General features: G+C 70.0%; 21 protein-coding genes. 11 read left to right on the top strand and 10 right to left on the bottom strand.

All coding sequences use genetic code 11. The annotated features are described in order from the left end of the window. The 3 genes from E0H92_RS14095 to tkt are packed head-to-tail and all read right to left on the bottom strand — an operon-like array spanning position 1 to position 4,891. Positions 1-1,575: a glucose-6-phosphate isomerase gene (locus E0H92_RS14095; protein WP_131461966.1), complete on the bottom strand. Its 1,575-nt coding sequence runs from the start codon at positions 1,573-1,575 to the stop codon at positions 1-3. Continuing rightward, complete coding sequence (gene tal, locus E0H92_RS14090; protein ID WP_131461965.1) at positions 1,572-2,681, bottom strand: transaldolase; 1,110 nt, start codon at positions 2,679-2,681, stop codon at positions 1,572-1,574. The genes E0H92_RS14095 and tal overlap by 4 nt, the downstream gene beginning before the upstream one ends. Positions 2,682-2,722: 41 nt before the next feature. After that, a complete protein-coding gene (tkt, locus tag E0H92_RS14085) occupies positions 2,723-4,891 on the bottom strand; it encodes a transketolase (protein WP_131461964.1) in 2,169 nt (722 codons plus the stop codon). A gap of 222 nt (positions 4,892-5,113) precedes the next feature. On the opposite strand from tkt, the gene E0H92_RS14080 reads away from it, so the two are divergent. After that, on the top strand, positions 5,114-6,091 hold the full coding sequence (locus E0H92_RS14080; RefSeq protein ID WP_131295593.1) for a heme o synthase: 978 nt from the start codon (positions 5,114-5,116) through the stop codon (positions 6,089-6,091). 107 nt (positions 6,092-6,198) lie between these two features. Beyond that, positions 6,199-7,296, top strand: coding sequence for a ScyD/ScyE family protein (locus E0H92_RS14075; RefSeq protein ID WP_131496580.1), 1,098 nt, complete (start codon positions 6,199-6,201; stop codon positions 7,294-7,296). A gap of 21 nt (positions 7,297-7,317) precedes the next feature. Here the strand turns inward: E0H92_RS14075 and E0H92_RS14070 are convergent, their stop codons facing one another. From E0H92_RS14070 to E0H92_RS14060, 3 genes are all read right to left on the bottom strand, one after another. Continuing rightward, entirely contained in the window at positions 7,318-8,244 is a 927-nt protein-coding gene (locus E0H92_RS14070; protein ID WP_131292731.1) for a COX15/CtaA family protein, read from the bottom strand. Between the two features lie 184 nt (positions 8,245-8,428). Next, the gene (locus tag E0H92_RS14065; protein WP_131496579.1) at positions 8,429-9,214 is read right to left on the bottom strand and encodes an ABC transporter permease; all 786 of its coding nucleotides are present in this window, start codon (positions 9,212-9,214) and stop codon (positions 8,429-8,431) included. Next, positions 9,211-9,921, bottom strand: coding sequence for an ABC transporter ATP-binding protein (locus E0H92_RS14060; RefSeq protein ID WP_131497418.1), 711 nt, complete (start codon positions 9,919-9,921; stop codon positions 9,211-9,213). Before E0H92_RS14060 ends, E0H92_RS14065 begins: the two co-directional genes overlap by 4 nt. Positions 9,922-10,061: 140 nt before the next feature. On the opposite strand from E0H92_RS14060, the gene E0H92_RS14055 reads away from it, so the two are divergent. The 9 genes from E0H92_RS14055 to E0H92_RS14015 are packed head-to-tail and all read left to right on the top strand — an operon-like array spanning position 10,062 to position 17,240. After that, positions 10,062-10,787 (top strand): helix-turn-helix transcriptional regulator, encoded by a 726-nt coding sequence (locus E0H92_RS14055; RefSeq protein ID WP_420323481.1) that lies wholly within the window; start codon positions 10,062-10,064, stop codon positions 10,785-10,787. Next, positions 10,784-12,196 carry a Fe-S cluster assembly protein SufB gene (gene sufB, locus E0H92_RS14050; protein WP_131496578.1) on the top strand — a complete coding sequence of 471 codons (1,413 nt, stop codon included), beginning with the start codon at positions 10,784-10,786 and terminating at the stop codon, positions 12,194-12,196. Before E0H92_RS14055 ends, sufB begins: the two co-directional genes overlap by 4 nt. Continuing rightward, positions 12,196-13,398, top strand: coding sequence for a Fe-S cluster assembly protein SufD (gene sufD / locus E0H92_RS14045; RefSeq protein ID WP_131496577.1), 1,203 nt, complete (start codon positions 12,196-12,198; stop codon positions 13,396-13,398). Before sufB ends, sufD begins: the two co-directional genes overlap by 1 nt. Next, positions 13,395-13,733, top strand: coding sequence for a non-heme iron oxygenase ferredoxin subunit (locus tag E0H92_RS14040; protein ID WP_131496576.1), 339 nt, complete (start codon positions 13,395-13,397; stop codon positions 13,731-13,733). Before sufD ends, E0H92_RS14040 begins: the two co-directional genes overlap by 4 nt. 24 nt (positions 13,734-13,757) lie before the next feature. Beyond that, positions 13,758-14,519, top strand: coding sequence for a Fe-S cluster assembly ATPase SufC (gene sufC, locus E0H92_RS14035; RefSeq protein ID WP_131461957.1), 762 nt, complete (start codon positions 13,758-13,760; stop codon positions 14,517-14,519). After that, complete coding sequence (locus E0H92_RS14030; protein ID WP_131496575.1) at positions 14,516-15,772, top strand: cysteine desulfurase; 1,257 nt, start codon at positions 14,516-14,518, stop codon at positions 15,770-15,772. The genes sufC and E0H92_RS14030 overlap by 4 nt, the downstream gene beginning before the upstream one ends. 1 nt (position 15,773) lies before the next feature. Next, positions 15,774-16,244: a Fe-S cluster assembly sulfur transfer protein SufU gene (gene sufU / locus E0H92_RS14025; RefSeq protein WP_131461955.1), complete on the top strand. Its 471-nt coding sequence runs from the start codon at positions 15,774-15,776 to the stop codon at positions 16,242-16,244. Continuing rightward, positions 16,237-16,626, top strand: a complete 390-nt coding sequence (locus tag E0H92_RS14020; protein ID WP_131461954.1) for a metal-sulfur cluster assembly factor — start codon at positions 16,237-16,239, stop codon at positions 16,624-16,626. Before sufU ends, E0H92_RS14020 begins: the two co-directional genes overlap by 8 nt. Then, positions 16,623-17,240: an acVLRF1 family peptidyl-tRNA hydrolase gene (locus tag E0H92_RS14015; RefSeq protein ID WP_238173425.1), complete on the top strand. Its 618-nt coding sequence runs from the start codon at positions 16,623-16,625 to the stop codon at positions 17,238-17,240. Before E0H92_RS14020 ends, E0H92_RS14015 begins: the two co-directional genes overlap by 4 nt. On the opposite strand, the gene E0H92_RS14010 is transcribed toward E0H92_RS14015, so the two are convergent. From E0H92_RS14010 to E0H92_RS13995, 4 genes are all read right to left on the bottom strand, one after another. Next, positions 17,228-17,740 carry a hypothetical protein gene (locus E0H92_RS14010; protein WP_131496574.1) on the bottom strand — a complete coding sequence of 171 codons (513 nt, stop codon included), beginning with the start codon at positions 17,738-17,740 and terminating at the stop codon, positions 17,228-17,230. The two genes, E0H92_RS14015 and E0H92_RS14010, sit on opposite strands and share 13 nt — an antisense overlap. After that, entirely contained in the window at positions 17,737-24,153 is a 6,417-nt protein-coding gene (locus E0H92_RS14005; RefSeq protein WP_131496573.1) for a hypothetical protein, read from the bottom strand. Before E0H92_RS14005 ends, E0H92_RS14010 begins: the two co-directional genes overlap by 4 nt. A gap of 111 nt (positions 24,154-24,264) precedes the next feature. Then, on the bottom strand, positions 24,265-24,840 hold the full coding sequence (locus E0H92_RS14000; protein WP_131461951.1) for a hypothetical protein: 576 nt from the start codon (positions 24,838-24,840) through the stop codon (positions 24,265-24,267). A gap of 3 nt (positions 24,841-24,843) precedes the next feature. Further along, the gene (locus tag E0H92_RS13995; protein ID WP_131496572.1) at positions 24,844-25,383 is read right to left on the bottom strand and encodes a hypothetical protein; all 540 of its coding nucleotides are present in this window, start codon (positions 25,381-25,383) and stop codon (positions 24,844-24,846) included. Positions 25,384-25,416: the final 33 nt, after the last annotated feature.

Genomic DNA, 25,416 nt, shown 5'->3' with positions numbered 1-25,416 from the left:
TTACCTGAACAGGGACAGGAGCTGCTGTACGCCGGCCGCGACGTCCGTCAAGTGCAACCGCAGCACCGGACGGCCACGCTCCGCCAGTACGTTCGCGTCACCGGCGGCCTGCGCCGAGATCAGCGTGCCGAACGTGAACGGACGGTCGGGGATCTCCACGTCGGTGGTGTGCGCCCCGGTGATCTGCAGATACACGCCCTCCGGGTGGCCGCCCTTGTGGTACTGACCGGTCGAGTGCAGGAACCGCGGGCCCCACCCGAACGTCGTCGGACGGTCCGTCTTGGTCGTGATCGCCGGGCGGATCGCGATCAGGTCGGCATCGCGCTCCGAGTCGAGATACGCCATCACCGCGACGTACCCCTTCGGCTCGAGCTTGCCCAGCAGCGCGTCGACCGCGCCCTGCAGCGAGTCCACACCGTCGAGCAGGCCCTCGGAACCACGGACCTCGACGACGCCGTCGGTGAAGGCGGCCGCCTCCGGCTCGGGCTGCGCGTCGAGCAGACCACGCGCGGCCTTCTTCGCGCTCTCCACGTCCGGCTGGTCGAACGGGTCGATGCCGAGCAGGTAGCCCGCCACCGCCGTCGCGACCTCCCACAGGAGGAACTGGCCGCCGAGCGAACCCGAGGTCAGCGCCGTCGGGACACCGCTCGTCGCCTTCTCCGCCAGCAGGGCGTTGGTCAGGTCAGCAGCCTCGCTGCGCAGCTCCGGCGCGCCGACCTCGACCGCGACCGGCAGTACGCCGGTGCCGTTCTTGCCGGTGCTCTCCGCGATCAGCTGCTCGGCCCAGTCCGGGAACCCGACGATGTCAGAACCGTCCGCGGTGATGATCGCCTTGTCCCGGCCCGCGCTCGCCGCGAGCACCGCGCCCAGCCAGAGCGCCGGGTTGTCGGTCGAGTCGGCCTGCAGTGCCGGCGCTGCCTCGGCCGCCTGGTCGAGCAGTTCGGCGATGTCGGCGCCGGCCAGACCGGACGGCACCAGGCCGAATGCCGTCAGCGCGCTGTACCGCCCGCCGACGTTCGGGTCCGCGAGGAACGTCTTGCGGTAGCCCTCGTCCGCCGACAGCTTCTCGAACGGCGAACCCGGGTCCGTCACCACGACGATCCGCGTGGCGGCGTCGATCCCGGCGTCGGTGAACGCCTTGGCGAAGGTACGGCGGTGGCTGTCGGTCTCGACCGTGCCGCCCGACTTGCTGGACACCACGATCACGGTCCTCGACAGGTCACCGTCCAGCGCGCGCTTCACGACGCTCGGGTCGGTCGAGTCGAGGACGACGAGCTCCACGCCCGCCGTCCGGGTGATGACCTCCGGCGCCAGCGACGAGCCGCCCATACCGGACAGCACGATCCGGTCCAGGCCCTCGGACCGCAGGTCGGCCTGCAGCGCCTCGATCTCGGCCAGCAGCGGCCGCGAGGTGTCGTGCAGATCGACCCAACCGAGCCGGATCGAGGCCTCGGCCTCGGCGTCCGGGCCCCAGATCGTCGCGTCCTTCGCGGCGATCCGGGACGCGATCTTCTCCGCGACCAGCTTGTCGACGACCTCGGTCCAGTCGCCGTTCTGCGTGCTTACGTTGGTCACTTCGCGGCCGCCTTCAGGGCAGCAGCCACGGTGTCCTGCAGCTCGGACCAGGACGCGTCGAACTTCGCGACACCCTCGTCCTCGAGCAGCTGCACGACCTCGTCGTACGAGATGCCCAGCCGCTCCAGGTCCTCGATCACCTTGCGGTCGCCCGCGTAGTCGCCGCGGACCGTGTCGCCAGTGATCTCGCTGTGCTCCTCGACCGCCTTGATGGTTGCCTCCGGCATCGTGTTCACGACACCGCGGGTGACCAGGTTGTCGACGTACAGCGTGGGGGAGTACGACGGGTCCTTGGTGCCGGTGGACGCCCACAGCGGGCGCTGCGGCTTGGCCCCGGCGGTCTCCAGTTCGCGCCAGCGGTCGGAGGCGAAGATCTCCTCGTACGCCTCGAACGCGAGCCGGGCGTTCGCGATCGCCGCCTTGCCCTTCAGCGCCTTGGCCTCGTCGGTGCCGATCGCCTCGAGGCGCTTGTCCACCTCGGAGTCGACCCGGCTGACGAAGAACGACGCGACGCTGGCCATCTTGGTGACGTCGTGACCGTTCTCGACGGCCTGCTCGAGGCCGGTCAGGAACGCGTCGGCGACCGCCTTGTAACGCTCCAGCGAGAAGATCAGCGTCACGTTCACGCTGATCCCGGCGGCCAGCGTCTGGGTGATCGCCGGGAGCCCCGCCTTGGTGGCGGGGATCTTGATGAAGACGTTCTCCCGGCCGACGATGTCCCACAGCTGCTTGGCCTGCTCGACCGTCTTCGCGGTGTCGTGCGCCAGCGTCGGCTCGACCTCGATCGACACCCGGCCGTCCTGGCCCTCGGTGTCGTCGTACGTCGGCTTGAACACGTCGGCGCCGTCACGGACGTCGCTGGTGGTGATCACCCGGATCGCCTCGTCGGTCGAGACGCCCTGCGCGGCCAGCTTGCCGATCGTCTCGGCGTATGCGTCGGCGTCCGAGATGGCCTTGGCGAAGATGGTCGGGTTGGTGGTCACGCCGGTGACGTGCTTGTCCTCGATCAGCGCCTGCAGGCTGCCGCTGGTCAGCCGCTCACGGGACAGGTCGTCCAGCCAGATGGAGACACCCGCGTCGGCGAGTGCTTTCAAGCGATCGTTCATTTCTCCGATGCCTTCTTCCAAGAATCTTGGTGTTGTTTGATTCAGTTGGCGTCGGCCGGTCCGACCGGCCCGGCGGCGGCGCGACCGGGCGGGACACCCGGACCGCTGATCTGCGCGGCGGCGGCGATGCTGTCCTTCGCGGCCTGCACGACCGCGTCGGTCGTGATGCCGAACTCGTCGTACAGCGTCTGGTACGCCGCGGACGCGCCGTAGTGCTCCAGGCTCACCGAGCGGCCGGAGTCGCCGACGATGTCGTGCCAGCTCTGCGCGATCCCCGCCTCGACCGAGACCCGGGCCCGGACGCCGGCCGGGATGACCGACTCGCGGTACGCGTCGTCCTGCTCGTCGAACCACTCACGCGACGGCATCGACACGACGCGGGCGTTGACGCCTTCCTCGGCCAGCTTGGCGCGCGCCTCGACGGCCAGCTGCACCTCGGAGCCGGTGCCGATCAGGACGACGTCCGGTGTGCCCTCGGTGTCGAGCAGCACGTAGGCGCCCTTGTGCACGTTCTCCGTGGTCGCGTACCCGTCGGTGCCGCGCGGGAACGTCGGCACGTTCTGCCGGGTCAGCACCAGGCCCGCCGGGCGGTCGGTGTGCTCGAGGATGGTGGCCCACGCGGCCGCCGTCTCGTTCGCGTCACCGGGCCGGACGACGTCCAGGCCCGGGATCGCCCGCAGCGCCGAGAGGTGCTCGATCGGCTGGTGCGTCGGGCCGTCCTCGCCGAGGCCGATCGAGTCGTGCGTCCACACGTACGTCACCGGCAGCTGCATCAGCGCGGCCAGCCGGACGGACGGGCGCATGTAGTCGGAGAAGACCAGGAACGTACCGCCGTACGGGCGGGTCAGGCCGTGCAGCGCGATGCCGTTCAGCACCGAGCCCATGGCGTGCTCGCGGATCCCGAAGTGCAGGACCCGGCCGTACTCGTCGCCGGAGAACTCCTTGGTCGAGTACTCCGCCGGGATGAACGACGGCTGCCCCTTCGGGGTGGTGTTGTTGGAGCCGGCCAGGTCGGCCGAACCGCCCCAGAGCTCGGGCAGCTCGGGCGCGAGGTTGGTCAGCACGTCGCCGGACGCCGCGCGGGTCGCGACACCCTTGGCGTCCGCCTCCCAGCTCGGCAGCTTGTCCTTCCAGCCGTCCGGAAGCTCACGCTTCGAGAGCCGGTCCAGCAGCGCGGCCCGCTCCGGGTTCGCCGCCTTCCACGCGTCGAACTTCGCGGTCCACTCGACCTCCAGGGCCTTACCGCGGTCCAGCGCCTCGCGGGTGTGCGCGATCACGTCGTCGGCGACCTGGAACGTCTGCTCCGGGTCCCAGCCGAGGACCTTCTTGGTCGCGGCGACCTCGTCCCCGCCGAGCGCCGAGCCGTGGATCTTGCCCGTGTTCTGCTTGTTCGGGGCCGGCCAGCCGATGATCGTGTGCAGCCGGATGAAGCTCGGCTTGTCCGTCACGGCGCGGGCCGCCTCGAGCGCGTCGTACAGCGCCTGGACGTCCTCCTCGTAGCCGGTGCCGCCCTGGGTCCAGTCGACGTCCTGCACGTGCCAGCCGTACGCCGCGTAGCGCGCCGCCACGTCCTCGGACAGCGCGATGTCGGTGTTGTCCTCGATCGAGATCTTGTTCGCGTCGTAGATGACGGTCAGGTTCCCGAGCTTCTGCGTGCCGGCCAGCGACGAGGCCTCGGACGCGACGCCTTCCTCGATGTCACCGTCGGACGCGATCACGTACACCTGGTGGTCGAACAGGCCCTCGCCCTTCGGCGCGTCCGGCTCGAGCAGGCCGCGCTCGCGGCGGGCCGCCATCGCCATACCGACCGCGTTGCCGACACCCTGGCCGAGCGGACCGGTGGTGGTCTCGACGCCGGGGGTGTGCCGGTACTCGGGGTGGCCCGGGGTCTTGCTGCCCCAGGTCCGCAGCGCCTTCAGGTCGTCCAGCTCGAGGCCGAAGCCGGCCAGGTAGAGCTGGATGTAGAGGGTCAGGCTGGAGTGTCCCGCGGACAGCACGAACCGGTCGCGGCCGGCCCAGTGCGGGTCCGCCGGGTTGTGCCGCATCACCTTCTGGAACAGCAGGTACGCCGCCGGTGCGAGGCTCATCGCCGTCCCGGGATGTCCGTTGCCGACCTTCTCGACCGCGTCCATCGCGAGCACCCGGACGGTGTCGACCGCGCGCTGGTCCAGTTCGGTCCATTCAAGCTTTGGGCTGGTCTTCTCCGTCACGCCGGCGGCGCTCCTCTCGATGGTGATCTCTTCGCTCAGGATGAGCCTACTGTGGCCCGCTCATCTCTTTGTGCACCCTTCGACTGTTTGTCAACCGTTCAGCCGATCCGGCTGTTCCCGAGGGATCGGAGGGGGGTGCGAGAACTCTCCTACGGGGCGTCGTAGACTGCTGAATCGTCAGCGCCGCTCATCCGGCGTCAACCCACTCTGTTCGAGGTGTTCGTGACCGCCGTCGACCCGCGTTCTGCCGCGACGACGTCGTACCCGACGCCGCTGCCGGACGCTGCCGCTGTATCAGCCGCAACAGTGAGTCCGTCGGTGCGCGACGTGGTGAAGGCGTACGTCGGGCTGACCAAGCCGCGCATCATCGAGCTGCTCCTGATCACCACCGTGCCGGTGATGTTCCTGGCGGCCGGCGGTGTGCCCGGTCTGGAAGTCGTGGTGGCCACGCTGATCGGCGGCATCCTCGCCTCCGGCAGCGCCAACACGATCAACTGCGTCCTCGACCGCGACATCGACGAGCAGATGCGCCGCACCCGGCGCCGCCCGCTGCCGCGGCACGCGGTCAGCCCGCGCTCCGCGACGATCTTCGGCGTCGTCCTCGGCGTGCTGGCGACCCTCGAGCTCGGCTTCTACGTCAACTGGCTGTCGTCCGGTCTCGCGCTGGCCGCGAACCTGTTCTACGTCTTCGGCTACACGATGGTGCTCAAGCGCCGGACCGTGCAGAACATCGTCTGGGGCGGGATCGCGGGCTGCTTCCCGACCCTGATCGGCTGGACCGCGGTCACCGGCGAGCTGGCCTGGACGCCGGTCGTGCTGTTCCTGGTGGTCTTCTTCTGGACGCCGCCGCACACCTGGTCGCTCGCGATGCGGTACCGCGAGGACTACGCGTCGGTGGACGTGCCGATGCTCCCCGTGGTCGCCACCCCGGTCGCGACCGCGCGGCAGATCATGGCGTACTCCGTGGTCATGGTGATCACGTCGCTCGCGCTCTGGCCGATCGGCGACACCGGCTTCGTGTACCCGCTGGCCGCGGTCGTGCTCGGTTTCGTGTTCCTCCGCGAGGCGCGCCGGTTGTTGCTCCGGGCCCACACCGGCGCGGACGGCGCGGCGCTGCGGCCGATGCGGCTCTTCCACTTCTCGAATATCTACCTGGCGCTGCTGTTCATTGCCGCGGCCATCGATCCGCTGCTGCGCTGAGCGTCTGCGGGTTGACCTGCTCGTGATCTGATGTTGCGATGGATCCTGCCTGTGGAGGGGGTTCCACGCCTGGGGAGGCCTGAGGCATCACAGCAGCAGGGGGATTCATGGGGGTACGAACACGCATCGCCGCGATCGCGGCACTCGCACTGACCGGTTCACTCCTGGTCGCGGGCCAGGCCGACGCCGGTAACCACAGCAGTTTGAAGCCGGTGGCAACGGGTCTGAACGGCCCGCGCGGCGTCTCGACGTACAAGAACCTGGTCATCTACAGCGTGACCGACGGTTCGGTGTACGTCACGGACGGCCGCAAGTCCGTGAAGCTCGGCACGGTGCCGGGCACCGGCGGGTTCCCGCCGGCCATCGACACCAACAAGTGGGGTACGACGTACGCGCTGACCGGCGCGGGCGGTGAGCCGGGGCAGCCTCCGGTACCGGGGAGCACGACGCTGTACCGGATGCGGTACGGGAAGGCGCCGGTCAAGATCGCCGACATCGGCGCGTACCAGAAGAAGGACCCGGACCCGTACGACCTGGAGCAGAACCCGACCGACTCCAACCCGTTCGGTGTCGCCGCGCTGAGTGACGGCACGGTCCTGGTCTCGGACGCCGCGGGCAACGACCTGCTCCGGGTCTGGCCGAACGGCCACATCAAGACGGTCGCCAAGCTCAAGCCACGCGTCGTGAAGGTCCCGCCGGGCATCCCGGCCGAGGTGGGTCTGCCGCCGGCCGGAACGCCGATCCCGGCCGAGGCCGTCGCCACGTCCGTCACCGTCGGGTCGGACGGCTACTGGTACGTCGGCGAACTTCGCGGCGTCCCGGCGACTCCGGGGACGTCGCAGATCTGGCGGATCAAACCGGGCTCGGTGGGCGCGGTGTGCGATCCGGCGAAGCCGTACAAGGGCAACTGCCAGCGGTACGCCGACGGATATACGTCGATCGTCGACCTGGCGGGTGGACCGCGCGGCACGCTGGCGGTCGTCGAACTCGACAAGGCGAGCTGGTTCAAGTTCGAGCTGAGCGGGCCGACGCACGGCGGCCTGTTCCTGCAGTACCCGGGCAAGAACCACAAGGCCGGCTACAAGCGTGAGCTGGTGAAGGACCAGCTGACGTTGCCGGGCGGTGCGGGCTTCAACCGGGCGGGACAGTTGTTCGTCTCCGGTCCGGTCTTCGGGCCCGGCGCGGTCTACCGAGTGAAGTACTGAGAGAGACGCGCGGGACGTTCGTCAGGTGGCGGGCGTCCCGCGTTCGCCGTACACGGCGGTGACCAGGGCGATCAGCAGCCCGGCCAGGAACATGTGGACCAGGACGAGACCCCACGGCAGGCCGGTGAAGTACTGCGTGAAGCCGACCACACCCTGCAGGAGTTCGACGGCGAGCAGCCAGGCGGCGAGCTTGCGCAGCGTCCGTGACGTCGCGGTCACGCGGGTCGCGATCACCAGGGCGATCGTGATCCCGAGCAGGCCGAAGACGACATCGGAGTGCAGCTGGCTGACCAGCTCGGGGTCGAAGCCGTTGCGGCCTGTCTCCGGATCGCCCGAGTGCGGACCGGCGCCGGTGACAACGGTGCCGAGGGCAACGGTCAGCCAGACGGCCACCACCGAGGCGGTGGCGAGGGCGCGGACCACCGGGGGAGTGTGCGGGTACGGGCTGGTGCGCGACCGGCGCATCATCGAGACCGTCAGCGTGATGATGATCGGCGAGACCAGGAAGTGCGCCGAGACGATCCACGGGTTCAGGCCGGTGAGCACGCTGATGCCGCCGATCACGCCCTGCAGCGGGACGCCGAGAGCGGCCGCGGTCGCCAGCCGGCGCAGGTCCCGCCGGACCGGGCGGTAGCGCATGACCACCAGCCAGGTGAGGATCGCGACGATCGCGACGACGAAGCCGAGCATCCGGTTGGTGAACTCGATCGCGCCGTGGATCCCGAGGGCGGCGTGCGGGACGTAGGAGTCGTCGGTGCAGGACGGCCAGGTCGGGCAGCCGAGGCCCGAGCCGGTCAGCCGGACCAGACCGCCGGTGACCACGATGCCGATGTTCACCACGATCGACGCCCAGCCCCAGCGCCGGACGACGTCCAGGCTCGGCTCGGGCACCAGTCGCCAGAATCCGCTGACTGGCGCAGTCTCTTGGGGCGGGGTCTCCGTCGTCATCACCGGCACACTCTAGGGGATGGCTCCCGACCCCACGCCGTCGCGAGCAGGTGCTCGGCGGAGCGCCTCGGCGTGCTGGAGGGAAGGGCACGATGCGGATCCATCATGTCCTTTCCTCCAGTGCGGCGAGGTGCCCGCCGAGTGCCGCGCAGTAGGCGTGGGGTCGGGAGGCATCCCCTCGAGGTCAGTCCCATTTGAAGGTCCGCGAGACCAGGTAGCCCAGCACACCGGCCCAGAGGGCGAGCGAGAGCGCGGCGGCCCACGGGATCACTCCTGCGACGGTCGAGTTCGCGATCCCGTTGGCGAGCGCGGCGCTCGGCAGCAGGCGGACGACGCCCTGCATGCCGGCCGGGTACTCGTCGACGGGTGTCATGATCGCGCCGCCCACGAGCAGCAGCAGGTACAGCAGGTTCGCCGCGGCCAGGGTCGCCTCGGCGCGCAGTACGCCGGCCATCAGCAGACCGAGCGACGCGAACGCCGCCGTACCGCACAGGACCGTGAGGACGACGCCGAAGACGGCCTCGAACCCGCCGACCGGCTTCCATCCGAGCGCGAACCCGGTGCCGATCAGGACGATCAGCTGGATGACCTCGACGATCAGGACCGCGCCGATCTTTCCCGCGAGCAGCCCGGTGCGGGACAGCGGTGAGGCGCCGAGGCGCTTGATGACGCCGTACCGGCGCTCGAAGCCGGTCGCGATCGCCAGCGAGGTGAACGACGAGGACAGGATCGCGAGCGCGAGCACGCGGGGGACCGCTTCGTCGATCGGCCGGCCGCTCCCGAGCGGCAACCGCTCGCCGAGGCCGGTCCCGCCGAGGAGCAGTAGCAGACCGAGCGGAATCACCAGGGCGAGCAGCAGTTGCTCGCCGTTACGGACGAGCAGCTTGAACTCCATCCGGGTGTGCGCGAGCACCTTCCGCGGCCAGGGCGCGCTGCCCGGGCTCGGGGCGTAGGTCGCAGCGCTGCTCATCGCGTCTCCCGCTTCGGCGCGGTCAGTTCGAGGAAGACGTCCTCGAGGGACTTGGTGTGGTGTTCGGTGAGGGAGTCAGGGGTGCCGGAGGCGATCACCTTGCCGGACGACACCACATGCACCTGGTCGGACAGCTGCTCCGCCTCGTCCATCGCGTGCGTCGTCAGCACGACCGTCACACCGTCGTCGCGCAGATCGCGGATCAGCTGCCAGATCTCGCGGCGGCCGTGCGGGTCCAGACCGGTGGTCGGCTCGTCCAGGAACGCGATCTCCGGCCGTCCCACGATCGCCAGCGCGAACGACAACCGCTGCTTCTGCCCACCCGAGAGCCGCCGGTACGGCGTGCGCCCGCAGCTGCCTAGGTCGAGGCGCTCCACCAGGGCGGGCACGTCGAGCGGGTGGGTGTGCAGCGCGGCGACGTACCGGAGCATCTCGACCGCGCGGACGCCCGACCAGGCGCCGCCCTCCTGGAGCATCACGCCGATTTTCGGCATCAGCTCGTCGTGATCGGCGAGCGGGTCCAGGCCGAGGACCCGGACGGTGCCCGAGTCCGGCCGGCGGAAGCCCTCACAGGTCTCCACGGTCGTGGTCTTGCCGGCGCCGTTCGGGCCGAGCACGGCCGTCACCGTTCCGGCGGCTACGGTGAGACTGAGACCGTCGACCGCGGTCTTCTCGCCGTACCGCACGACGAGGTTGTCGATCTCCACCGCGACTGGCACAAACGGCAGCATAGAGAACGGGTCCGAGTGACCTCGCTCACGGTCGGGTCCGAGGCCCCGCGTGAGCGTGCTAACCGGTTAGGGGACCCTTATTTGAAGGGTCCGGGGAATTACGCGACACTGATGTTGTGAAAACTCCTGCGACCGACCGAGCCGTGCCCCACGGCGCTGCCGGCGCGCGGGACGAGTCCACCCGGGACCGGGTCGCACGCTCGATCCTGACCAATGGCCCGTCCAGCGCCGCGGTGCTGGCGGAGCGGCTCGAACTCACCCCGGCGGCGGTTCGCCGGCACCTCGACCACCTGCTCGACGAGGGCCTGGTGGAGTCCCGCGAGGAGCGCGTCTACGGCCCTCGCGGCCGCGGCCGCCCGGCGAAGGTGTTCGTGCTGACCGACTCCGGCCGGCACGCCTTCCACCAGGCGTACGACGACCTCGCGGCGACCGCGATGCGGTTCATCGCCGAGGCCGGCGGTGACGACGCCGTGGCGGAGTTCGCCCGGCGCCGGTCCGCCGAGGTGGAGCGGCGCTACCGGGAACTGCTCGACGCGGCTCCCGATCGCGAGAAGGCGGAGGTGCTCGCCCAGGCGCTCACCGCGGACGGCTACGCGGCCTCCACGGCGAAAGCGGCGCACGGAGAGCAGCTCTGCCAGCACCACTGCCCGGTCGCGCATGTGGCCGAGCAGTTCCCCCAGCTGTGCGAGGCCGAGACCGAGGTGTTCTCGAGACTCCTCGGCAAGCACGTGCAGCGACTGGCCACCATCGCCCACGGCGACGGTGTGTGTACGACGCACATCCCGGGCCCTGCCCCTGCGGCCCCTGTATCCGATAGCGAATCTGCGAGGACGACGCGATGACGCAAACCGCTCACCCCGAACTGGAAGGCCTCGGCAACTACCAGTACGGCTGGGCCGACTCCGACGCCGCCGGCGCGGTCGCCCAGCGCGGCCTCAGCACCGACGTGGTGCGGGGTATCTCCGCGCTCAAGAACGAGCCGGAGTGGATGCTCGACCTGCGGCTGAAGGGCCTGAAGCTCTTCGACCGCAAGCCGATGCCGTCCTGGGGTGCCGACCTGTCCGGGATCGACTTCGACAACATCAAGTACTTCGTCCGGTCGACCGAGAAGCAGGCCACCTCCTGGGAGGACCTGCCGCCGGACATCAAGAACACCTACGACAAGCTCGGCATCCCGGAGGCGGAGAAGCAGCGCCTGGTCGCCGGCGTCGCCGCGCAGTACGAGTCCGAGGTCGTCTACCACCAGATCCGTGAGGACCTGGAGGCCCAGGGCGTCATCTTCCTGGACACCGACACCGGCCTGAAGGAGCACCCGGAGCTGTTCAAGGAGTACTTCGGCTCCGTCATCCCGGTCGGCGACAACAAGTTCGCCTCGCTGAACACCGCGGTCTGGTCCGGCGGCTCGTTCATCTACGTCCCCAAGGGCGTCAAGGTGGACATCCCGCTGCAGGCGTACTTCCGGATCAACACCGAGAACATGGGCCAGTTCGAGCGGACCCTGATCATCGTCGACGAGGGCGCTTATGTGCACTACGTCGAGGGCTGCACCGCGCCGATCTACAAGTCGGACTCGCTGCACTCGGCGGTCGTCGAGATCATCGTGAAGAAGGGCGCCCGCTGCCGCTACACGACGATCCAGAACTGGTCGAACAACGTCTACAACCTGGTCACCAAGCGCGCCACCTGCGAAGAGGCCGCGACCATGGAGTGGATCGACGGCAACATCGGCTCCAAGGTGACGATGAAGTACCCGGCCGTCTACCTGATGGGCGAGCACGCCAAGGGCGAGACCCTGTCGGTCGCGTTCGCGGGCGAGGGCCAGCACCAGGACGCCGGCTCGAAGATGGTGCACAACGCGCCGTACACCTCCAGCTCGATCGTCTCGAAGTCGGTGGCCCGCGGCGGCGGCCGGACGTCGTACCGCGGTCTGGTCGAGGTGGCGCCGGGCTCGCACCACAGCAAGTCCACGGTGCGCTGTGACGCGCTGCTGGTCGACACCATCAGCCGTTCGGACACCTACCCGTACGTCGACGTCCGCGAGGACGACGTGGCGATGGGGCACGAGGCGACCGTGTCCAAGGTCAGCGACGACCAGCTCTTCTACCTGATGAGCCGGGGGATGGCCGAGGACGAGGCGATGGCGATGATCGTCCGCGGCTTCATCGAGCCGATCGCCCGCGAGCTCCCGATGGAGTACGCGCTGGAACTGAACCGTTTGATCGAGCTGCAGATGGAAGGGGCCGTCGGCTGATGTCCGCCGCTGAAACCCTTGTTGCGACGGGCAACAAGGCGCACTCCCACGGGCCGGGTTCGCCCGTTCCGCTCCAGGCCCGTAGCGAGCGGCCGACGTCGTACGACGTGGCCGACTTCGCGGTGCCGAACGGACGCGAGGAGGAGTGGCGCTTCACGCCGGTCAAGCAGCTCAAGGCCCTGTTCGACGACGCGGCCGGCACGGAGACCCCGAAGGTCGACGCGTCCGGTCCGGAGGGTGTCGTCTTCGAGACCGTCGCCGCGGACTCGCTCAAGGTCGGCACGCCCCAGGACCGGTCCGCCGCCATCGCCTGGACGCACGCCGGCGAGGCGCTCGCGGTGCGGATCCCGGTCGAGGCCGAGCTGACCGAGCCGGTGCATGTGAACGTCGCGAGCCTCGGCGGCCGCGGCTTCAGCCACCTCATCGTCGAGGCCGGCCGGCACAGCCGCGCGATCGTGATCATCGATCACACCGGCGCGGGCGAGCTGAGCAGCAACGTCGAGGTCGTCGTCGGCGACGGCGCCGAGCTCCGCGTGGTCAGCGTCCAGCAGGGCGACCACGAGTCGATCCACCTGGCCCAGCACGACGCGCTGGTCGGGCGGGACGCGAAGCTCCACCACGTGGTCGTCACCCTGGGCGGCAAGATCGTCCGGATCGGTACCAACGTCCGGTACGCCGGCCCCGGCGGTGACGCGGAACTCCTCGGGGTCTACTTCGCCGAGGGCGGGCAGCACCACGAGAACCGGCTCTTCGTCGACCACGAGGCCACCAACTGCAAGAGCAACGTGCTCTACAAGGGTGCGCTCGCCGGTGACCACGCCCGTTCGGTGTGGATCGGCGACGTGCTGATCCGGGCCGCGGCCGAGGGCACCAACACGTTCGAGCTGAACCGCAACCTGGTGCTCACCGACGGCGCCCGCGCCGACTCGGTGCCGAACCTGGAGATCGAGACCGGCGAGATCGAGGGCGCCGGCCACGCGTCCGCGACCGGCCGCTTCGACGACGAACAGCTGTTCTACCTGCAGGCCCGCGGCATCCCCGAGGACGCGGCCCGGCGGCTGGTGGTGTCCGGCTTCTTCAACGACATCATCGGCAAGATCGGCGTACCCGAGGTGGCCGAGCACCTGCACGAGGTGATCGAAACCAAGCTCGCGCGCACCGCTGAGCTCAGCGCGTCCGCGAAGGCGGTCATCGGGCAGTGAGTGACACGTTCGAGCGCGCCTGCGCCGCCGCCGACGTCCCCGACGAGGGAGTGATCCCGGTCGAGGTCGGCGGTGTGGAGGTCGCGGTCGTGAAGAGCGAAGGACAGTACTTCGCGGTGCGGGACGAGTGCTCGCACGCGCAGATCCAGCTGTCCGAGGGTGACGTCGGCGAGTGCGAGATCGAGTGCTGGCTGCACGGGTCCCGTTTCGACCTGCGCACCGGCGAGCCGACCAGCCTGCCGGCGTACGACCCGGTGCCGATCTACCCCGTGCGCCTCGACGGCGGCGACGTACTCGTCGACGTGAAGAACCCCCTGAACCAAGCATCCCTGTAAACCAGACGGAGATAGAAGAACCTCATGGCGACACTCGAGATCCGCGACCTGCACGTGTCGGTCGACACCGAGAACGGCCCCAAGGAGATCCTGCGCGGCGTCGACCTGACCATCGCGGCCGGTCAGACGCACGCGATCATGGGCCCGAACGGCTCCGGCAAGTCGACGCTGGCGTACTCGATCGCCGGGCACCCGAAGTACAACATCACCAGCGGCACGGTGACGCTCGACGGCGAGGACGTGCTCGACATGGCCGTCGACGAGCGCGCCCGGGCCGGCCTGTTCCTGGCGATGCAGTACCCGGTCGAGGTACCGGGGGTGTCGGTGGCGAACTTCCTGCGGACCGCGAAGACCGCGATCGACGGCGAGGCGCCGAAGCTGCGCACCTGGGTCAAGGACGTGAACAAGGCGCTGTCCGACCTGGACATGGACCCGAGCTTCGGTCAGCGCAACGTGAACGAGGGCTTCTCCGGCGGTGAGAAGAAGCGGCACGAGATCGTCCAGCTGGAGCTGCTGAACCCGAAGATCGCGATCCTCGACGAGACCGACTCCGGCCTCGACATCGACGCGCTGAAGATCGTCTCCGAGGGCGTCAACCGGTTCGCCGGCCAGGGCGACAAGGGCGTCCTGCTGATCACCCACTACACGCGGATCCTGCGCTACATCAAGCCGGACTTCGTGCACGTCTTCGTCGACGGCCGCGTCGCCGAGGAGGGTGGCCCGGAGCTCGCCGAGGAGCTGGAGGCCAACGGCTACGAGCGCTTCCTCAAGGCAGGCGCCAAGTGACCGACGCCCGGACGTTCAGCAGTCCCTTGGACCTGCAGTCGGTCCGGGCGGACTTCCCGATCCTGGCCCGCGAGCTCGCGGGCGGGTTCCCGCTGGTCTACCTGGACTCGGCGAATTCCTCGCAGAAGCCGCGCCAGGTGGTCCAGGCGATCGAGGACCACTACCTGAAGCACAACGCCAACGTGGCCCGCGCCATGCACCAGCTCGGTGCCGAGGCGACCGCGGCGTACGAGGGCGGCCGGGACAAGGTGGCCGCGTTCATCGGCGCGCCGTCGCGTGACGAGATCGTCTTCACCAAGAACGCGTCCGAGGCGCTCAACCTGGCCGCGCACACACTCGGCGCGTCGCTGAAGCCGGGCGATGTCGTGGTGGTGTCCGAGATGGAGCACCACAGCAACATCGTCCCGTGGCAGCTCGCGTGTGAGCGGACCGGCGCGACCCTGAAGTGGTTCGGCGTCACCGAGGAGGGCCGGCTCGACCTGAGCAACATCGACGAGCTGCTCACCTCGCAGACCAAGGTGGTTGCCCTCACCTGGGTGTCGAACGCGCTCGGCACGATCAACCCGATCACCGAGATCGCCGCCAAGGCGCACGCGGTCGGCGCGACCGTCGTCGTCGACGCCTCGCAGGCGGTTCCGCAGTTCCCGGTCGACGTGTCCACGCTGGGCGCCGACCTGCTGGTCTTCACCGGCCACAAGGTCGTCGGCCCGACCGGTATCGGCGTCCTCTGGGGCCGGTACGAGCTGCTCGCGTCGCTGCCGCCGTTCCTGGGTGGCGGCGAGATGATCGAGATCGTCCGGATGACCGGTTCGACGTACGCCGCCCCGCCGGCCCGGTTCGAGGCCGGTACGCCGCCGATCGCGCAGGCGGTCGGACTCGGTGCGGCCGTGGACTACCTGTCCGGGATCGGCATGGACAAGATCGCCGCGCACGAGCACGCGATCGTCGAGTACGCGCTTGAGGGGCTGAAGACGGTCCCCGGCCTGAAGCTGCTCGGACCGACCGATGCGACGGATCACGGCGGCGCGATCAGCTTCGCGCTGGACGGCGTCCACCCGCACGACGTGTCGACCGTGCTGGACACCCGGGGTATCGCGGTGCGCGCCGGGCACCACTGCGCACGGCCGGTGCACGAGCGGTTCGGAATGCAATCGTCGACCAGAGCGTCTTTCTATCTGTACACGACACCCCAGGAGATCGAGGCGCTCGTGGACGGTTTGGGATTCGTGCGCAAGTACTTCAAGGTGGATTGATATGCAGCTCGACAGCCTCTACCAGGAGATCATCCTGGACCACTACCGCACCCCGCACCACGCGGGCCTCGCGGAGCCGTACGACGTGGAGGTGCACCACGTGAACCCGTCCTGCGGGGACGAGGTCACGCTCCGGGTCGAGCTCGACGGCGACACCGTGAAGGGCGTCACGCACGACAGCGTCGGCTGCTCGATCAGCCAGGCGGCCACGTCGGTGATGTCGGACCTGGTGATCGGCAAGCCGGTGGCCGAGGGGATGGCGACGTACGAGAAGTTCCTCGAACTGATGCAGGGCCGGGGGAATGTCGAACCGGACGAAGAGGTTCTGGAGGACGGCGTCGCGTTCGCGGGCGTCGCGCAGTTCCCGGCCCGGGTGAAGTGTGCACTGCTGGGCTGGTCCGCGTGGCGCGATGCCACCGCCCAGGCCATTGCCAGTCAAGGGGCCGCCAACCAAGGAGTGAGCAATGCCTGACCAGACCGACGAGAAGATCGAGCTGCCCGAGGTCGACCTCGAGGCTGCCCAGGCGGCACAGACCGGCACGAGCCCGGCGAAGGTCGAGGACGTGAACGAGGCCCTGAAGGATGTCGTGGACCCCGAGCTCGGGATCAACGTCGTGGACCTGGGCCTGATCTACGGCATCACCGTCGACGACACCAGTACGGCGATCATCGACATGACGCTGACGTCCGCGGCCTGCCCGCTGACCGACGTGATCGAGGACCAGACCCGGATGGCGCTCGACGGCCTCGTCAACGACTTCCGGATCAACTGGGTCTGGATGCCGCCGTGGGGCCCGGAGAAGATCACCGACGACGGCCGCGACCAGCTGCGCGCCCTCGGCTTCAACGTGTGACGCGCACCGTTCACGTATCACCGGGCCGACTGGACAGGTGGCTGGACGGCTTCGGTGAGCGCCATGGTGCGGTGCGGTACGACGTGACGCCGACCAGTGTCACGCTGACCGCTGAGGACGGCTCCACCGCCGTCGTCACCGTGCCCTTCGAGCCCCTCGACGTGGTGACACGCGAGGGGCTCGTGGCGCATGTGCTCACCGAACGGCGCCTCGGCGTGCTGCTCGTCCGGCGCGGCGGCTACGGCGCGGGAGTGTTTGCCGGCGGCAAGCTTCTCGACTCGAAGGTCGGGTCGCGGCATGTGCAGGGGACGACCAAGGCGGGCGGCTGGTCGCAGCAGCGGTACGCGCGCCGGCGGGACAACCAGGCGCGCGAGGCGTTCGCGGCGGCCACTGAGGTCGCGGTGCGGATCCTCGCGCCGGCGAAGCTCGACGTACTGGTGTGCGGGGGAGACCGGCGCGCCGTCGACACGGTCCTCGACGATCCCCGCCTGAAGGAGCTCGCCGGGTTGGTGCGCCCGCCGTTCCTCGGTGTACCGGACCCGAAGCAGAAGGTGCTCGAGCAGGCTGGCGCCGATGCGCGGGCGATCCGGATCGACCTGACTCAGTCGGAGTAGCTGTCCCGGACGGCGAGCAGGCGGTCCAGCCGGAAGCGTCCGGGGTCGCGCTCGCGCTCGGTCCGCCCGGCGTCCGTCCAGAACGCTTCGTCGGGCACGGCATCACCGCCCGGCAGGACGAACTTCAGGACCTCCTGCACTGCCTGGCGTGCATAGGCCATCACGGCACGTGCCGCCTCGGACCGGTCGTCGGCCGGCACCTCGCTGGCGATCCAGTCGGCGATCGCCAGCCACTGCCCGGCGTCGACCAGCTCCGACGGCTCCGGTCCGCCGAAGGTCGCACGGTCGTCGAGAAATCCCTGGTACGGCGGTGAAAACAGATACTCCCGCTCGGACCTGCAGCGCGCGCACGCGCCGACGTACCGCATCGCTCCGTCGTGGAGATCGTGTTGCCACTCCGCTTCGTCCGAGCCGCAGTCCGGGCACGCGGTGAGGTCGAGGTAGAGCATCACCTCGGTCGTGGTCCGCGCGATGGCGTACGGCGGGTCGTAGTCGCTCAATCGATCGTCATCCCGGTCGCGGGGTTGGCGGTGTGGCTTCGTCGCATCGGCGCACTCGTAGTGCGGGTGCGACTCATCCGGGAGTCCGTTTCGGCGAATGCGGCCGCCGGGATGCCGTGCTGTTGCAGTGCCTCGACGACAGCACTGGTGAACCGCCGCTCCGGAGCGTCCCGTGTGTGCAGGGCCCTGAGATCGACCCGGCCCTCGGCGAGGAGCGCGAGCCGCGGGTGCAACGTGGCGAACGCCGCCGCGAAACCATGGTCACCCCGGCCGGTCATGGTGCCGTCCGGATGGGCGACGTAGACGGTTCGCCGGCCGTTCGCCTCGCGGACCGCCAGCCGGACGTTGACGTCCTCGCGCCGGGCCTGGTCGAGGGCGTCGACCAGCGGCTGGTACGGGTGCTGCTCATCGGCGTCGACGTTCACCTGGACGGTCCGGACCCGGGCACTCTCGGTACCGGCGGTCTGACCGGACTCCATCCGGGCCCGCATCGCGTCGTACTCGTGCCGGTACATCGTCAGATAGGCCTCGCCGGACGCCGCCCGCCGCAGCGTGTCGGCGCGCTCGACCTTCGGCTGCTTGCGCCGGCCGAGGCGGAGCCGCTCGAAGTCCAGGTGGTAGTCCACCCGCACCCTGACCGTGACGACCTGACCGGACTGGTACACCCCGGTCTCATGGCGAGCGCCGACGGTACCGGTGTCCTGCTCGCTGACCCTCCGGCTGCTCGTGGCGCTGACGCTGAGCTCGCCGCCCGGCGTACCGGTTCCGATCGTCCGGGAACCGGGCAGCAGCCGGTTGCTGCGTGCGGTCAGCTGGCTGACCCGGAGCGCGCGGGAGTTCTCACCGAGCTGGGTGGTCGATTCCTCGTCCGGATCCGAGACCAGCTCCAGACCCGAGACCTCGGCGCGAACCCGAATCGCGACCACTCGCGCGCTGTCCCCGGGAACGGCGAGTGGGACGAGTTCGTACCCCGACGCGCCGGCCATCTCCTGGAACGCGACCATCCGGTTCGCGCCGCCGAGCCGCGACTCCAGCGTCGTGGTATGCATCCGGACCCCTTCGGGCCTGAGCAGATCCAACTCGCCGAGACGAGCACAGGCAGCCTCGAACAAGGTGTTGTCCTCGGTAGCACCGCTCAGGTAGGGCTGGGTGCCCTCGGGGAGGTAGTGCTCGGGCAGGACGACCGGCCGGTGATCTGACACCTCCAGGTCATGCTGCGGGGGAGCCGAGTCGAGCACGGATTCCGGAACCGCCAGGCTCATGCGCCCGCTGGCCTGCCGGCGGGTCGTGGATGCGGACTTCCCACCGGGTTCCGCCGAGTCCTCGACCTCGATGAACAGCTCGTAGTCCCGTTCGACCCGAGCCGTCGCGATCGCCAGCCCGGTCCTGATCTCGGTGGTGGAGTCGCTGCTCGCCGCGGTCGTGGAGGTGCTGAGCTCCGCGCCTACTCCCGCCGTCGCCGGGATCGCATCGGAACCCGAGAGGTCGAGCGTGCTGCCGTACGACGTGCCCTCGGTCCGGCTGCGGCTGCGGTCGCGCAGGTTCCACAGCTGGACGAGCCCGTAGCCGTTCCCGCTCTGGCCTTGTGTCCCACCGACCTCGGTGCTCGGTTCGCCGACGAACCTCAGGCGTACCCGGACCCGGAGATTGCGGGTGTTCGAACCGACGCGGACCGGGAGCTCGCGGACGAAGCCCCGTGGGTCAAGCATGTCGTCCAGCTGGTTCCGCCAGCGGGTGCCGGCGAGATCGCCGCGCAGCGCGTTGACCAGGACGGGATCGTCCAGCGCCTGCGGGGAGTGCTCCGCGACGGCCGCGCAGACCTCCCGGAACGTGTCGGTGTCGTTGCCGTCCCGGTCCTGCAGCGAAGCGCGCTCGACCTGCGCGGCGCCCATCATCCGGTCGTAGTGGCGGGGGAGTTGCGGCACGACCCGCTGCCGGGCGAGGTCTTCGGCCCGGATCAGTACGGCGTCGAGCCGCTCGTCGGCGTGCGCCGGCAGCCCGGCCGCCTTCCGTAGCGTGTCGGCGAGCACTTGGTCGGTGTGGCCGGCCGCGAGCCCCTCGGTGGCGCCCCGCCGGTCGATCCGGTAGCGCCGCAGCAGCGCGGCCGTCGTACGGCGTGGGAGAACGAGGTTGCCGTTGATCACTCGCTCGACGGCGTCGGAGACCTGCGAGAGCGGGAGGTCCAGGTCGCGCCGCCCGTACGACTGCAACGCGTCGCGCTCAGGCAGGGTCAGGAGTACGGCGCCCGTCTCGAGCGGGACCCGCCGCGGCGCGGCACCGCCCGACCGGAGCTGCGCCTCCAGGACGAGGTCGCCCCAGAACTGGTAGTGCTGTCCGTCCCGCATCAGCGTTCGCTCGACGCCGCTGGTGGCTGACTCGGCGGCGCTCGACGAGACCGTGGTCGTGCGGGTCAGCCCTACCGAGCCGCCGACCGACTGCCCGTCGGCAGCCACGACGCCGCTGCCGCCGTTGATCCCCGCGGTCGCCGCGGCGGATACGCCCGAGGCACTGCCGGTGGTCGCGAGCGTGACGTTGAGTTCGGCGACGATCGGCTGCCCGCTGCCGACGTACCTGAGGTTCTCGACCCGGGTGGTGATGCTCAGCGCGGACGGCCGCGGCGTGAGACCACGTTGCCGGATCGCCTCGAGCGCGTCGGACGGTACCGAACCGACGGCCAGGCCGGTGCGGTACTCGGAGGTGAGCAGCTCGGGCCGGGCGATGAGGTTTCGCGGGGCGAGGAACCCGCTGAGGTGGTGCAGGGCGGAGCTGTTCTCGCGGCCGAGGCTGGGTACGGCGGCGGTCAGCCGGGCGATCGGGTCCCGCGCGTCGAGGTGGTGGATGGTTGCCGTCTGCAACAGGTTGGGTTCCACCCGGCCCGGTACGGCGAGCGTGGTCTGCTCGGCTCCGCGGCAGAACTCGCTGTCGAGCCAGACGCGGGCACTGCCCTCGGAAGAGGCCACCTCCACCGACGTACCGGTGGAGGTGATCTCGCTGACCGTGATCGTGTGCGGAACGTCGAACACCGCCACCTGCGAACCCGACTCGGCCACGGTCATCCGGTACGAGCCTCGGCTGGACGACCAGCCGAGCGAACGGCCTCGTGACGTGCGGCCGACCGATGCGCTCACCTTCGGCGTGGCCCCGGCCTCCCCGGGAGCCGGTGCGTTGCTCAGACCCATCCGTGCCGACCACGGCACACTCTGCGCCCGGCTGCCGGTGCGTCCCGACGTACTGACGCCGATGTCGACGTTGACGACCATGTCGTTGTCCGCGACACCGATCGGCGTCACGCGGTCGAAATGCTGCTCGAGGGCGATCTGGTACGACCGGACCCGCGGCGGGTGGCCGGTGCGGTGCTCGGTGAGCTGAAAGACCAGGCGGTCCTGCGCCGCGTGGTCGTACCCGGTCTCCAGCCGGTGCTTCGCGATCTGCTGGCACGCGCGTTCCCAGTTCTCTGCCTGGCTCAGGACGACGGCGGGGTCCTGATCGGCGAGGGCCGTAGGTAGCGGGCGACCGCGGTCGTCGAGCGGCGGGATCATGCCCTGCCGCGACAGGTGCCTGAGGAAGTCGTGCAGAGCGTCGTCCGCGCCGGTCAGGTCCCGGATCATCGCCGGTCCGGCACCGCGGAGTTGCCCCGGCCCGTTGCCGAGCCATGTCGGCAGTTGCAGGGGAGCATCGGTCGGCTGCGGGTCCCCGCGCAGGAGGAGCTTGCCGTCCGTGCCACGTCGTACGGTGCCGTCCGGCTCCCGGAGCAGGGCCGCGGCGGGGACCGGGAGTCCGTAGCGGAACGCGTCGCGCTCCGCCATCCGCAGACAGGCCTCGCCGGCACCCTCGGTCGTGAACGATTCGCCGCCATCGAGGCGGTGGATCGTGACCTTGTGCCGCAGTTGCAGCTTCAGACCGACGGTCGGCGCCACCCGCTGAGTGCTCCAGCGACTGCCCAGGTCGGCGGTCGACGCGGTGTCGTCGTGGCTGGTGTTCCGGCCCGCGTGCGCTGCCGGAGCGAGGTCCGCGGTCGTCGAGCCCAGGTCGAAGATCGGCATACTCGCCGTGACGCCGTTGGTGCGCGACGAGCTGACCGACTGGCTACCGGACGCGCCCGAGTTGCCGACGCGCCACAGCTCGAGTTTGTGGTCCGGCGAGCTGTCGCTGGTCAGCTCGGCGGACTCCAGGTCGGCGACCGTCTCCAGCTGGGCCCAGGCGACAGGCCGACCGCCCTCGGTGATCAGGCGCCAGACACCGCCCGGGCGGGTGGTCTCGTCCAGCCGGGTCATCCCGTCCTCGGCGATCAGACCGCGGACCCGGTCGTGTCCGACCCGGTCGAGGGAGCCGAGTCGCTCCCGCAGCTCGACCATGGTCAGGTCGCACAGGTCGTTGAGGCCGTCGACGCGCGTGGCCATGTGCTCCGGCATCGCCGTACGGCGTTCCGCGGCCAGACCGAGCGTCTCCAGGTCGGTCGTCTCGGCCGGCGGCGGAACCGTGTAGGTGTGGATGTATCCGAGGTCGAGGGTCGTCGCGTCACGGTCCTTGCCGGCGTCGACGACGTTGGGCGGTGACCAGTCGGCGGTGGCCGACTCGCGGATCCGCCAGATCCAGCGGGGCCGGTCCGAGCGGTACCGCAGGAACTCACCACGCAGCGCCTCGACCGCGCCCGTCTGGGCGAACTCGGTCGCCCCGCCGCTGACCGTCCGGCCGCGGCCGCGGCTCAGCTCGACACCGGGAGCTACCAGCGTGGCGGCCGCCTTGAGCTTGCTCGTGTCCGGCAGCAGTTCCGTTACGGTCCGGAGGTTCGCGGTGGCCGTCGCGCCGGAGTTCTGGGCGGCGGCGGTCGCGACGCTGAAGCCGCCCTGGACCACCTGCCCCACCTGCGCCTCGTCGATGGTGAGCGGGCTGTCCAGCACCTCGTGGAGCTCGCCGGGATCGAGCTGGAGGTGGATTTGCAGCAGTTCGTCCGCGTCCGCGCGCGACTCGTTCTCGATCGTCAGCACGAAGCCGTCCGGCGAGAGGATCCGGCGACTCTCACCCCGCAGCGTCCGGTGCAGCACGTCCGGCGTGAAGACATACCGCCCCGCCACCGCCTCGTTCAGCTCCCGGCACAGCGCACTCAGATGCGGAAGCCGCCCAACCGGAAGCCCGTTGTGCTGCACGCCCTTGGCCGGAAGAGTGGCCGCACTCGCCACCTCATACGCCCGCACGGCGGCCTCCACATTCCCACCTGCCGCGTACATCTCTGCGGCGGTGCGGGCCTGAGCTGCTGCGGTCGTGCAGAGGGTTGCGATTTCGGTGTGGCGGTCGGCGACGCGGAGGCGGGCGACGGCTCGGACACGGAGGCGGCGGGCTCGTTCGTTCGCGGATGCGTCCTTGGCCTCGGACTCGTCGTCGGCCGCGGCGAACAGCTCGGCTGCCTGGTCGCGGGCGGCTGCCGCACTCGTGGTGCGTACGTCGGCGCGCTTGGCATGATCTGCTGCCGCGGACTCGAGGTCCGCGATCTGCCGACGTACGCGCGCTTGGAAGCGTTCCTGCGGAGTGGTCGGCGGCGTCTGCTGTGTGTCAGGTGCGACGACCTGTACGCCGGCCCACGGCATGCTGGGAGCGGGGTGTCCGCCGTGGCGGATGGCTCCGGACAGGTTCGTCAGATCGGTCTCGACCTCGGCGAGCGGGCGGACGCCCAGACCGGCCCGCGTGTCCCGCCATTCCACGCTCAGCCGACGAAACTCCTCGTACTGCGCCTCCGCCCGACGATCCCGCAGTACCCGATGCGCCCGGCCCTTCGCCCGAACCTCACCCACGAGCCGCCGGATCGGCCCGAAGAACCCACCCGCCGCCGCACGCCCGGCGCCACCATCCGCCTCATGCCGGCCACCAACCGCCCGCCGCACCCGCCCGACCGGCTGCGGTGAGGACAGGCGGTTGGCGTCGTGGGACAGGGCGCGGGCGTTGGCGAGTAGGTCTGCTGCGAAGGGGCGGTTCGAGTTCTCGGCGCGGGCGCGGGCGCTGGTCAGCCGTCGCAGGTCGGTCTCGGTCTCGAGGCGGTTGCCGTCCAGCAGGTCGTGCAGCAGAGCCTGCGCCTCACGCTGTTGCGCCGCTGGCAGCCCCGGCAGATCGAGCAGCGCATCGAGGCCCCCAGTCGCACCGTCCGCCGCACGTCCGCCACGCGCCAGCTCCAGCTCAGCCCCGGCGAACGCCACCGCCTCGGCGACCAGCCGATCATCGCCGACCGCAGCCGCCCGACGGGTGAGCCGGCGTTCGAGCCGGTTGAGCGCCTTACGAGCCAGCCGCTCACGAGAGTGCCGCAACCGCAGCGTGCCGTCGCGCAGCGCGAGCGCCTCGGGCGCCACCACGCCGACCGCGAGCCCGAGCGCCTGACGCGCGCGAACCCGTGGATCGGCCTCCGTGCTCGCAGCAGACGTCAACGAAAATCTCCCCGTTCGGATCACCGGACGGGGAGATTAGCAACCAGTTGTTCGTTTTCTCGCCACAAATCCCACCAGAAGGGTTAACAATCACCGGTGGGGTTTGTCACATCATGAATCGCTGTACAACGCCCGAAAGTCCGCCAGCGTGCCGGTGTAGTACTCGAGGTCGTCGTCCAGCCGCGCGCGGCTGACCAGGTACGGGTCGCGCGCCTTGGCGTCGGCGCCGAAGCTGGTCCAGATCTCCGAGTCGGGCACCGTGTCGCCGCCGTTGGTGCCTTCCGGCAGCGACTTCATCGCCTCCCGGATCGCCTCGGCGGCGAGTTCCCAGCCGAGCTCGACGTGATAGCGCGCCTGGCCGGGCTGACCGTCGTACGCCATGTCGGCCGCGATCGTGCGATCGGCGTACAAGTGCCCGACGACCGCCCACTCCGCCGCGTCGACCAGCTGCGACCGGCCCAGTCCCCAGTGTGCTCCGAGCCGCGTGGACGAGTGCTGGGACGAGTACGGGATGGTGATCTCGCCGATCGGCGACCGGTAGGTCCAGGCGTCCGGGCCCTCGACGAGGTTGTCGCCCAGCTCGAAATCGGGGGCGGGCGCCAGCACCTCACCCGGTTGCGGTCCGGCCTGCGCCGTCTCCAGCGCGACGTAGATCTGGGCCTCCCACAGGGTCCGTGCGATCGGCATCGGTTATCTCGCTCCTGTCTGGCTGATCTCTCTACCCAGCTCGGCGTACGCGTCCCGGGTCACCAGCAATCGGTCCAGCCGGAAGCGCCCCGGCTCCGCGGCGCGCACCGCCTGACCTTCCGGCGTCCAGAACTCGTCGTCCGGTACGACGTCCGCGCCGGCCGGGACGAACTTGATCACCTCGGCGACGGCGGCCTGCGCAATGGCCAGCACCCTACCGGCCTCGACAGGATCCGTGGGGACGGCCGCCGCGGCGGTGTCGGCGACGTCCAGCCACTGGCCCGCGTCCAGGATCTCGGACGGCTCCGGACCGCCGAACGTCGGCCAGCCGCGCACCGGTGTTTCGTGCGCGGGCACCCCGAACAGGTACTCGCGTTCGGCCGAACACACCGGGCAGATCGCGGCGTAACGGGACGCCAGGTCACCGTCGACCTGGACCAGGGCCTGCTCCCACGGCGCGTCCGCCGTTCCGCAGTCCGGGCACGGATGCAGCTCCAGGTACAGCTGTGCTTCGTCCCAGGTGCGTGCTACCGCGAATGCCATCAAGCCCCTCTCGTCCACCAGATTCCGGCCTCA

It is taken from the genome of Kribbella speibonae, assembly GCF_004331375.1.
GTDB classification, from domain to species: Bacteria; Actinomycetota; Actinomycetes; order Propionibacteriales; family Kribbellaceae; genus Kribbella; species Kribbella sindirgiensis.
Note: the sequence above shows the minus strand (reverse complement) of the source record. Positions and strands in the feature narration are given on the sequence as shown.

Excerpts from the sequence above, each read along its gene's own strand:
- E0H92_RS14075 (WP_131496580.1), top strand. The coding sequence starts at position 6,199 with ATGGGGGTACGAACACGCATCGCCGCGATCGCGGCACTCGCACTGACC.
- E0H92_RS14020 (WP_131461954.1), top strand. The coding sequence starts at position 16,237 with ATGCCTGACCAGACCGACGAGAAGATCGAGCTGCCCGAGGTCGACCTC.
- E0H92_RS13995 (WP_131496572.1), bottom strand. The coding sequence starts at position 25,383 with ATGGCATTCGCGGTAGCACGCACCTGGGACGAAGCACAGCTGTACCTG.
- sufC (WP_131461957.1), top strand. The coding sequence starts at position 13,758 with ATGGCGACACTCGAGATCCGCGACCTGCACGTGTCGGTCGACACCGAG.
- E0H92_RS14065 (WP_131496579.1), bottom strand. The coding sequence starts at position 9,214 with ATGAGCAGCGCTGCGACCTACGCCCCGAGCCCGGGCAGCGCGCCCTGG.
- sufU (WP_131461955.1), top strand. The coding sequence starts at position 15,774 with ATGCAGCTCGACAGCCTCTACCAGGAGATCATCCTGGACCACTACCGC.
- sufD (WP_131496577.1), top strand. The coding sequence starts at position 12,196 with ATGTCCGCCGCTGAAACCCTTGTTGCGACGGGCAACAAGGCGCACTCC.
- tal (WP_131461965.1), bottom strand. The coding sequence starts at position 2,681 with ATGAACGATCGCTTGAAAGCACTCGCCGACGCGGGTGTCTCCATCTGG.
- E0H92_RS14000 (WP_131461951.1), bottom strand. The coding sequence starts at position 24,840 with ATGCCGATCGCACGGACCCTGTGGGAGGCCCAGATCTACGTCGCGCTG.
- E0H92_RS14070 (WP_131292731.1), bottom strand. The coding sequence starts at position 8,244 with ATGACGACGGAGACCCCGCCCCAAGAGACTGCGCCAGTCAGCGGATTC.
- sufB (WP_131496578.1), top strand. The coding sequence starts at position 10,784 with ATGACGCAAACCGCTCACCCCGAACTGGAAGGCCTCGGCAACTACCAG.